This is a genomic window from Parabacteroides sp. PF5-9, from assembly GCF_029893105.1.
Taxonomy (GTDB): domain Bacteria; phylum Bacteroidota; class Bacteroidia; order Bacteroidales; family Tannerellaceae; genus JARXWG01.
Genome location: NZ_JARXWG010000011.1, coordinates 57,309 through 68,340 on the forward strand (window position 1 = coordinate 57,309; position 11,032 = coordinate 68,340).

Here is an 11,032-nt window from a genome sequence, read left to right on the forward strand (position 1 = left end):
AAAACTATCGTATGAAATATTGGTTGATAATAGACTCTTGGAATCTAATGGAGTCATTTGTAACAGAAAGTATATCTCCATATTCATTTTACCAAGAGCGCAATTTTGGGAATAATCTCAGCCGTTTTTTTAAAGCGGGTAGTGAGAAAATAAACCATTTGATACTTTCAACGATAGAACCTGCAGGTGATTACGCAGTTGAAATATCGGATGATTTGTTGGATGATTCATTATTAGTACATATCGGAAGAAAAAAAACAGTATTTACCTATCCAAAGACTATTTATTACAAAAAAGGATCTGTTCGTTTTCGATTTTCAGATAAAGACAAGCATACAGCATTTATAGCCGAATCTAAAATTTTACTTGAAGTTAAATGTGTTGAAAAATATTTGGATTCTTTTTATTTAGACAATAAAGAAAAGAAAAAAATCCGTGAAAACTCTAGCGATATTCTTTTATTTGAGAAGCAGCAGTATATAACTTTTGATAAAACGTATAACTTCATAAAAGGAGCTATTATTGGTTATGTAAGAGGACAGTTAACCTCAATGAACAGTGAAAGGCAGGGGCTTTTGATTCATATTATTGATTTGAAAAATTCTTTTACTGGTCTTAATACGGAGTTAATGATAGGAGAAGGGGCTATTCATGATATGTCAATTATGCAAAAAATCGCCCAATGTAAATCGGAATATAAAAAGCAAAATTTGGAGGCAACAAACTTGTTTGATATTCTTTGTCAAGTCTTTAAAGAGGTTGTGAATCTAGCATCTATGCGTAGCCAAGAATTGAAAAGGCAAAAAACGCCAGCTTATGAACAAGAACTAAGAGAACTTAAACAAAAGCGTGAAGAATGTAGCAACATATTATACAAGTTGGAAGATGATTATCATTTAACTTGTCTAATAAACGAATTAAAGTTTATCAAGCAACAAGAAGTTGAAAAAGGAAGAAAAAAAGGAAAAAAAAGAGAGTATTTCCCCAAAGACACACTCGAGTATAAAAGAAAACTTGAACTAAAAAAGATACTTAGCGATTTTGAAGAGGATAACAAAGAGTATAAGGCTCTACGCCGAGAAATAAAAGAAATAGAGGAATATATAGCTAATTATCGCTATGGCACAACAGAGTATGACTCAACAATCGGGGCAATGTTCATCAGATTGAGTGATGGCGTAAACGAACTCATAAAAAAAGTCAACAAAACGGAGGGGTCTCACACAATAGACTTATCTAAAATACAAGTATTAGATAATAAGAGTCTATACATAATATCAGATAATGAAAATAAAGTAGAAATTGCTTACCTCAATATTGTTTTCCAGTACATCTTGGAGCATTCTCTAAACAGTATTCGTATAGTTTCAGAAGTAGATATATTAAATCTTATCTTGGCAACGGCTAAGATTTTTAAGAATACAGAACTCTCCAATACAGAAGAAGGAAAGCAAATATTAATTACTTTAGGGGGATACTGGAGGTATAAAAAACAAGAGACTGACTCTTTCTCCATTCCTGCAAATTTACCAGTTCTACAGGCTATTATGTCTTTTTTCATAAAGGCACAAGGCTTTGAACAAATAGAACGTTTTATGTTGAATCGTAAATATCAAAATAAAGAATATGCATTCATGCTATGGGGAGCATATATTGGCTTTGCTGCTATTCCGAAAACCTTTACGAGCGTGATATATCAAAATAATGATACTGATATAGAATTAGAAAACTTTCTTCAACAACTATAATAAAACTAAAAAACACCCAACTTTACATTCTTGGGTGTAAAGTTGGGTGTTTGTTTTGCAACTTGCTGATTTTCAGCATTGCCAGCGGAGAGAGAGGGAACGTTCATTCCTTTCTAACCGCTTGATATATAAGCTTTACTTACCCCTAAAATTAGACCCTCCCCGATTTGTGCTTTGAAAGGGTTCTGCGATTTGCACCGCATTTCATATATCTACAAAAGTAGCGAATTCCTCTGAATTCACAAGTATTTATTCTTAATTGTCTATTTTCACCGTCCAGTTTATATTCGTAAGTCGTGTTCGTATTTTTTTCAAAGTCTCCAAGACTAATTGCTCTTCCGGCAATTCTCCGTAAACAAGATTGCGAAAATCTCCGGTATAAGTATTCTTCAACTCACCCCACACACTCTCTGTATCATTAAAAATTAGTGATTCAGCTGGGTGATGAACCAACCACTGATTATTGTTCTTAAAACTGCGAACATCATCATTGGCAACCTTAATCAACATTTCATCGAAAGCAGAACTATTAAAGAAATTATTAAATTCTTTCTGAGATAATAGTTTGTGCAAATCGTATGTGTGCCTAATCTTATTTTTCAGGTCTTGCATAGGTGTTTCACCATACGAAAACCGAACCAGGCTCATAATCTTCTCACAGATTGTACGGGTTGTTTCCAATACTTCAACTTCAAATGGGAGCAAGCCATATTCTTCTGCAATGGAATTTTGAGCATTGTCAAGCATCATTTCACCCACAAATGAGATAATGTTCCTTTTGCTATAAGGTTCATAATAGCCTAACCATGTTGCTTCCAATACAATTACATCTCTTACCTGACCATAGTTTCCCTCAAAAAGCTGATTGTAGGTATGCGCAGTTTTCCGAATCATTCCTCTTTTGTGAGTAATACCTTCAATCTCAACTTCCGGTAATTCATCTTCAATAGACTTGCCGATAGTCTTTAATTTTGATTTCAGTTTATTATCTGTTTCGCCCTCATGCCTCAATACTACGAGGTCAATATCTTCAGAGAATCGCTCTATCATTTTGTAACATTTCGATAAAGCTGTGCCGCCTTTGAAAATTGTATCTCGACCAACTTCGCTATGGAATATCTTGTACAATGCGAATGTTACCCAATAATCTTTCTCGATATAAATCGGAGGCAAATCCATTCTCTGTGCAGTAACAAGAATGGCATCTCGGAATAATTCTTTATTTAGGTGCAGTTTCATTCTATATTCCAGTTGTTAATGGTTGGTAAGACTGACTTCTTTATGTCCAATTCAAACTTAGTAAGTGGATTAAGGCTTTGCTTTAGTTTGCTTGTACTTACTTGACTATTGATATTTTCTAAAACAGCACCCAGCAGAGCTTTCACTCGTGGAGGATATGACAAAGCATATTTTATCATTTCAGCAATCTGCTTATCATTAAGTTTATTGATTAAGCTACTTAAAATAACAATACTGTTTTCTGGCGAAGTATCTGGTATGCGTTTTATATCCTTGAGGGCATCGAGCAACTCCAACAATTTGTAATTGGCATCTGTTACATCAACATAGCTTTTCACCGTATCAATTTTTAATGCACCTTTATTAACTGAAATACGCCTATCACGGCTGGCAATCTTAATGCGAAAAGCTACTTGTGTGGTCAGTTTTAGTCTGTTATAAAGAGAATATCCGGTTTCGTATGCAACTCGCTTTCCATTCTCGAAAAGATAAGGACGTAACATCTCAGTATAATCCGGCTTTAGTTCTCCAAAAACAGTTTGTTTAGGCTTGTAAAAAACACCTTTGGACATCTTTTTTATCAAACCTTCTTTTTGCAGACGTTCCAATGCCTTTGCAGCTGTAATATAATCTTCTTTAGCAATGAGTAAATCAGAGTAACCAAAGGTTTTACCCTCTGGGAATTTATTTATCCTTGTTCGTATTTCACTTGCTAATGACATGCTACAAAGATACAAATATTTTTTATAATGTCAAGTTTGTCGCACTATAAACTTGACATTTCTGCTGCGGAAAATTACATATGAATAGATAGGCGTTCCATACAATTCTCTCAATCTATGGAGCTTGCACAAAATTAGACATTTGCGTATATTTGTGGCTAAATAATTTATGGCAGACAATGGAAAAAATACTTATCTGTTGGAATGACACAGAATACCTTAGAACGATAAAAAAAGAGATTGAAAATATCACAGAGGTTAAAAAGAAACGGCAAGTTCACAAATATGCCGTCGAATTGTTCTACGATAAGGACTCTTTGAGTGCGATAACTCAGAAGGCTGATTATATTATTATCCTTTGCGAACTACTATGGTCGCACGATGACAACTCAGCTCCTTGCTATTCTGAGATGAACGGAATAAAATTAGCTCAGCATCTTCGTAGAGAAGAGAACATAAGAATACCGATTCTCTTTGTTTCTTTTTTGAGTCGTAAATATATTATTCAACATCCTGATGCTAAAATTATAAATACTCCTGCACTCAAACACGAATTCTATCGACTACCATCAAATCCTACGGAATGGCTAAATGAATTGAAAAAAATGAGTGGAAAAATGAGTGAATTGGATTTAATTTATACAAAACGACGTTTTTGTGGAATAGTTGGTTTACTTGAACAAATTAGGCACGATGTAAGTAGTTGTTGGACAAAAGAATTATTGAAAGAAAAACTAAAAGAAATACAATATGCCAACAACCATACAGATTTATCATTCAAGCGAAAGATAAGCTCTTTGGAAGACCAAATAGAGTTATTACAAAAAGAGGCAAATAATAAAAAAAGAGCAGATAAAACTTACGTTGTTGTACATAATAAATTTAAGGAATTGTGTACGATAGCTATTTCGTACATACAAGAGGAAGGCAAGCATGATGTTGAAATTACCCAAGAAGATAAATATAAAATTCTGTATCTTGAAGATGATTATTCGAAAGAAAATGTAATAGATAGCCGTATAAAACATTTTATTGAAGCTATGGAAAATCAAGATTTAAATGTCAAACATATTTCACAACCTAATTATAATCAACATTTTTTAAGGAACTCAGACAGTACAAATAAGTATAATGCTATAATTTGTGATATTGAAATATGGGAAAAAAATGATGAGGTCAGAAAATTGACTTGTCTTGGATTTGATTACATTCAGAAATTGAGCAATACATACCACCTTCCTGTGTATATAATTCTTTCAAATGTGACTCGAAGCTTGCACAGCAGTATATTAAACAATTTAAATGTACAGGTAAACATGTATTCAAAAAGCGATGTGCTTGCTTCTGATTCCACAATACAAGTATTTATTGATGGTATAAGAAATCTGATAAAACAAAAAAAAGGTATCGCAGAATTCATAGATATCCAACCAAAAGAAAAATCAAATTTTTTAGCTGGGTTCAAATGTTTGAGGGATTATATTTATATCCCATCCGACTATTATCCGATCACAATAAAGAAGAGTAATAAGACTTATGAAACCCCCAGTGATGTAGAAATTTTTATCGAACAAGAATATAATAGATTACAAAAAATATTTGATGATAAATATAAACAACAAGGTATAGTCAAAGAAAAATTTCTTTCTGACCATATTAAGGGATTTAGAGAACTTAGCAGATTGGATTTTCACAAGGAAAAGAATAAGAGTAAAATCAGCGATAACGACAATATTGATAAATTTATTAAAATTTTGATTACAAGAAGATTGTTGTTTTACGCAATGTTAAAGCATAACATCCCGAACGCTTATAAACTATTTACCACGGAAAAAAATAAGATATTTTTGCAAAATGTGCTTTTCCTTCCTGAAGAAACTGTAAGAAAAAATGTTTGGAATAATAACAAAAATAATATTCAAAGCGATTTTGTAAAATTCCTAACCAAGCAAGAAATAATTTTCATTAAAGATTTTATGGAAAAATAGAATAGAAAATTCCATATAGAATTTCCATAAGAGATTTCCGCCTGTCTCTCGCTATTTTTGCGTCATAAAAATCATTTGTTATGGCGCAGAAAATCTTAAAATCAGTTATCATTCTCTCATTTATTGTTGGTCTAGGTATATTAGGATACAGTATTGGTAGTAAATGGCATGATGAAAAATATGGCGAGGTTAATCGTTATGATTTGTCTGAGACTCTCTCTGTTATTGAATATAGTAATGGAGAAATTGGTGTTTTGAACAATATAACGGACAAAATTATCGGACGATACGATAACGTATTAAGAACTTTTTTGCCCGAAGAATCCACTCATAGCATTAGAATCGTTGTAAAGGACGGTTTACGCGGATATATTTCTGCTCGAACTGGCGAGGTGATTTTTGAACCGCAATTTCTTTATGCTTGGATAGATGACCCAGAGAGTGGATTAGCTGCCTGTGTAAACAAAGATCACAAACTCGGTTTTGTGGATGTACAAACAAAAAAAGTTGCAATTCCTTTTCAATTCGATTACAATGAAGATTTGTTCGCACCATGCGTATACTATGGAGATAAAAGAGAATCCATTCTTGATTTTGTTTTCAGTAATGGCATTTGCATCGTGCCCAACAAAGATGGCAAGATTGGAATAATTGACAAAACAGGGAAAGAACTACTACCCACGAAATACTCAGATATAATCAACTGGAGAGATGCAAAAACCACGAATATTATTCTAAAAAGAAAGTCATTTATTGTGGGGATTGGAATAATTTCAGAATATGTCGATGGCTATATCAAAATTGACGAAATCATACAAGACACACCTGCTTTCCTACAGGGCGAGTTAAAAAAGAATGATGTCATATTGAAGATAAAGCAAGACAATGAAAGCGAATACATAAATGTTTTCAATATACCTCATGAAGACGTTCTTAATTTGATTCGTGGTGAAAAAGACACAAAAGTAACTCTCTTTGTAAAACACGAAGATGGCACGACTGAAGATATTACAATTGTTAGAGATGAAGTGGAAGACGAATATTCTGAGTATACATACGTTTATGGTGTTTGCAATAGAAATTTTGAAATGATTGTACCTTTTGAATATAATAAATTTGAGAAAAATCTTGATTTCGATGAAAATTTCGATTACTATGTAAAAAGCTATACTGTATCAAAAGATGGCAAGTATGGAGTGCTTGATAGTATTTTTAATGTTGTTTTGCCGGTAGAATATGCTTATATCAGGGCTACAGATTTTTCTACTTGCTTTATTGTGAAAAATCTTAATGAAAATTTCGAAGCAAAATACGGATTATTGAATGAAAATTTTGAACTCATTTTGCCTATAGAATATGACTATATTGAAGAAAGTAAAACTTTTGAATTTGTTGGGAGAAAAGATTATGTACAGAAACTGTATGACAGAAAAGGCAAAATTGTTAGTAATTTTTATTTGGATGATAGAGATTGTGAAGAAAATCAAGTCTATCAGCCTATATTTGAGCCTGAAAGTGATAAATTGTCTAATTATATCCAATATAGATTAGGGTATCGTTATGGAGTTATAGATATTAATCAGAATGTAATAATTCCAGCCAAATATAGGAGAATTGAGTATCTTGGAAATAAGACTTTTTCTTGTATGGAAGAAGATAACTATTCCTGTCTAATTAAGGACAAAAGGTAATAATATGAAACAGACTACAATGGAAGAAAAAAGCAAAAATATAGAAATTTCTGAGATTACTGAAGAATTTAAAAATGAGGAGACGGCTGAAATCCATAAAGAGGAAGAAGATTTTTATGACATATGGGTAAAAAAGCATCTTGGAGAAAAGGATTTGTTCGATGCTTTCAAGTATGCAGGTAAAGGTCTAAAGTCTGTCGGAAAATGTAAACTTAAACACATTGCATACGCTATAAAATATGCAGGATATGCTGTTGCTTTCATCTTGTGCGCGTTGGTAGTATTTGTTATTTATTGTGCCTTTACCCATGTTTTTGATATGATGACAGATAATGGCGGATCATTTCATTATGTCTTTTTTGACAACGACCTTTGGGCAACAATAGTCACTTCTGTTATCGTTTCAATGTATTCGTTTTGGGTTTGGGGCAAAGGGATAAAAGGGCTCATATATTTTATTTTCCTTATCATGTTAATAGAATATTGGGATTATAGTTTTGCTGAAACCCTTGACGAAAATACTGTTTTTGGAGGGATATGCTATTTTCTGTTTTTTGTAATTATTCCCATCCTTCTGATAATGAAACAGTGCATGGCTTCTCCAAACGATGAAGATAAAGAAGAAACAGAACTAATTGATCACGCGGAGCACAGCTAATCCATAGCAAATCTTGCGTAACGTATTCAGCTCTTTTGCAAGAACATGTGAGTAATAATTCGTACCTTTACGGCAAATTTTAATGAATGATAGATAAATATTTGATAATATGCGATGAACGTCAACAATCCTACTTTTCACAACAGAACGAAAACAAGGATTTTAGATTTATACTCTCTGAGGAAGGTGTTGAAAATATTATAGTTGATAAGATAGATACCTATCAGTATATCATAATTTTTGCCGAACTCTTATGGCAAGAGAAAAAATATACCGACTTCTACGGAATTGATGTAGCTGTTCTACTTCGTTCAAAGCTAAAAGCATTAGCCCCAATCTGCATTCTCTCGTTCCTACCAAAGAACTATTTTGAAAAATTTAGTGACATAAAGTACAATATCCTGATAGCAAGAGGAACGTGTTTCAAACAGTTGCCAATATGTTTTAAGGACATAGAAAATGTCCTTAAAACGGTATTGCCGATTTCTTCAGCTGCATTGGCTTATTTGTCCACCTTACTGATTGATATACCACATGTAATTAATGTGTTGCGACACGACCTTCGATTAGAGACGGATATTGATAAGATTTGTAGTTCGTTAAAAATGATTGAACAGTTATCTACAACAAATATCTATCCCAAGTTGCAGCAACTTTCTCAAGAGATAATCACCACCCATTACGAAGAGAATGAAGACTACTTCTATTCTCATGCAAAAGACTTAATAACTACACTTAATATTCACTTGCAAAACACGAAGCAAGATACTCTATTAACGGAAAAGGCAACAAAATGTAAAGTACTGTTGTTAGACGATAATAGTAATGATTTGAATTGGGCAAAAAACGCACTTTCCCCCTACTTTGAAGTAATTCCATTTCAAGATGCATTGGCTGCAAAAGCATATATTGAACAAGATACAAAAAATGAGTTATCGGCAATAATATGCGATTGGCAGCTTCTCAAACCAAATTCTAAAGAACATCAAGAACTCTTGGGTTTTGAAGTGTTGGATTTTGCATCCCAAAGAGGATTTTACGCATTGTTCTCTCTTACTTCAACTGATGATTTTAGTATTCGAGAGATTGATGCTCTCCTTGACTTTGAACATTTGCCCATAACAAAAGATTTTCAACAAGGAGAATCGTTGTGGAAAATGTATATCCCTATTATTCAGCAAAGGATTGATCGTAACTTACAATTGATAGCTTCGTTGCCAACAGGTTCAAGATGGGAAACGCCAAAAGACAAGAAAACAAAATCTTTCCACGAACAGTATGTTTCAATTAGAAATTCGAACAATTGGTTCTCTTTTGAAAATGAAATAGCTGCTAATGCTATCGAAAATTGGAATTACTATAAACAATTTGTTAATAAAAGGATGAAGACATCCGATCAACATCTAAGCATTAGTAATACCGATTTGAAAAATGTACTTATCGCCCGTAGGATTTATTTAGCATATTGGTTTACATGTAATTATGATAATAATGGGGATAAGAACAAGTATATATATCAAGACCTGACAGGTAGCTCAGAGTCAAGTGAAGAAAGAATCAATCAGTTTGTCTTCAGACTATGCATAAAGAGTGAATTATTGCCACAAGGAATACTTCCAGAAGAAAAAGCATGGCTGCAAAGCAACAAAATTGATACTGATAAGTGGAATAAATAGTTTATAGTGATAACGGATAATTTTAGATAATTGGGCAGCAATTATATTGTGCAAATTTTTTGATAATAGATTATGTATACGATAATAGCAAAAGTAACAGGTGGTTGTAATCTTCGATGCAGATACTGCTATATGAGTGAAGAGTCAGAGAGAGGGCGAATGAATGAAGAAACTCTCTACAATATGCTCACTAAAGTAGCAAAAGAGAATGCAAAAGAAGGTATAACAGATGTGATATGGCATGGAGGAGAGCCGTTACTAATGGGAGTTGACTTTTACAAGAAAGCTGTCGAAATCCAGAAAACAATACTAAATCATAGGTTTATCAATTCGGTCCAATCAAATGGAACTTTGTTGAATGAATCTTATCTGGATTTCTTTGAAAAAAACAACTTTAAAGTTAGCTTAAGTCTTGATGGGATTCAAATGACGCATGACAAAAACAGACCATATAAAAATGGGGGATCTTCATTTAAGGATACTTTGTTTTGGTTAGGAGAATTAAAAAAGCGCAAAATAAATGAGGGTCGCGTAATATGTGTTTTGAATAAGGTTACGGCATCCCAGATAGTCCAAATATATGAATATGCTAAAAAAGAGCGAATTAGCTTTAAATTCAATCCGCAGTTCCCGGCAGGTGAAGCCTTAATTAATAGTGATTTAGGATTAACTCCAGAAGAACTGGCGGAGATTTATATAGAGTTGTTTGATATGTGGTTTTTCGACGATGCGGAATATTTGCCACAAATAGAACCATTTGATGAAATTATTGAAAATTTGGGACTATTTAAAAATAGGGAAAATCAAAAAATAATTCCCTTTGGATGTAACTGGCGGAATAACTGTGCATATAATTTTATTGCGGTTTCTCCTAATGGGAGCGTATATCCTTGCGGACGATTTATCGGAGAAAAAGATTATTTATACGGAAATATTAATAATGAAGATTTATTCGTTATATTAAAGAATACGGCTCGCGAAAACTTTATTAATCGTAATAAAGGATTGGATGATTGCTCCTGCTGTGAATATAACAAAATATGCAATGCGGGTTGCCCATATCATTCTTACTCACGGCATAAGGATATAATGATTAAAGATCCTTATTGCTATACTTATAAAAAATTATTTAAACACATTGAAAATATAGTAAATAATGAATTTGAAGAATTTGAAAATGAATGATTCGAAAGAAAAAATTACTTTTTGGGGTAAAAAAATAACTCTAAAGAAGGTTGCAAATCGGAATCTAGTTAGGATTTTATCAAAACCGAGACTTGCCTCGACTTTTGGACATGGCGATTACAGTG

The 11,032-nt window shown here is 32.9% G+C and carries 8 protein-coding genes; 6 read left to right on the forward strand and 2 right to left on the reverse strand.

From position 1 onward, the window contains the following. The first annotated feature begins 11 nt into the window (after nucleotides 1–11). On the forward strand, nucleotides 12–1,748 hold the full coding sequence (locus M2135_RS08060; RefSeq protein ID WP_280747976.1) for a lantibiotic ABC transporter: 1,737 nt from the start codon (nucleotides 12–14) through the stop codon (nucleotides 1,746–1,748). Between the two features lie 255 nt (nucleotides 1,749–2,003). On the opposite strand, the gene M2135_RS08065 is transcribed toward M2135_RS08060, so the two are convergent. Beyond that, a complete protein-coding gene (locus M2135_RS08065) occupies nucleotides 2,004–2,987 on the reverse strand; it encodes a nucleotidyl transferase AbiEii/AbiGii toxin family protein (protein WP_280747977.1) in 984 nt (327 codons plus the stop codon). Continuing rightward, nucleotides 2,984–3,709: a DUF6088 family protein gene (locus tag M2135_RS08070; RefSeq protein WP_280747978.1), complete on the reverse strand. Its 726-nt coding sequence runs from the start codon at nucleotides 3,707–3,709 to the stop codon at nucleotides 2,984–2,986. The genes M2135_RS08065 and M2135_RS08070 overlap by 4 nt, the downstream gene beginning before the upstream one ends. Nucleotides 3,710–3,888: 179 nt before the next feature. On the opposite strand from M2135_RS08070, the gene M2135_RS08075 reads away from it, so the two are divergent. The 5 genes from M2135_RS08075 (at nucleotide 3,889) to M2135_RS08095 (ending at nucleotide 10,907) form a co-directional block, all read left to right on the forward strand. Then, nucleotides 3,889–5,697 (forward strand): hypothetical protein, encoded by a 1,809-nt coding sequence (locus M2135_RS08075; RefSeq protein WP_280747979.1) that lies wholly within the window; start codon nucleotides 3,889–3,891, stop codon nucleotides 5,695–5,697. Nucleotides 5,698–5,777: 80 nt separating this feature from the next. Then, complete coding sequence (locus M2135_RS08080) at nucleotides 5,778–7,388, forward strand: PDZ domain-containing protein (protein WP_280747980.1); 1,611 nt, start codon at nucleotides 5,778–5,780, stop codon at nucleotides 7,386–7,388. Between the two features lie 4 nt (nucleotides 7,389–7,392). Further along, nucleotides 7,393–8,046 (forward strand): hypothetical protein, encoded by a 654-nt coding sequence (locus tag M2135_RS08085; RefSeq protein WP_280747981.1) that lies wholly within the window; start codon nucleotides 7,393–7,395, stop codon nucleotides 8,044–8,046. 86 nt (nucleotides 8,047–8,132) lie between these two features. Further along, the gene (locus M2135_RS08090; protein WP_280747982.1) at nucleotides 8,133–9,722 is read left to right on the forward strand and encodes a hypothetical protein; all 1,590 of its coding nucleotides are present in this window, start codon (nucleotides 8,133–8,135) and stop codon (nucleotides 9,720–9,722) included. Nucleotides 9,723–9,794: 72 nt separating this feature from the next. After that, nucleotides 9,795–10,907, forward strand: coding sequence for a radical SAM protein (locus tag M2135_RS08095; RefSeq protein ID WP_280747983.1), 1,113 nt, complete (start codon nucleotides 9,795–9,797; stop codon nucleotides 10,905–10,907). Nucleotides 10,908–11,032 lie beyond the last annotated feature (125 nt).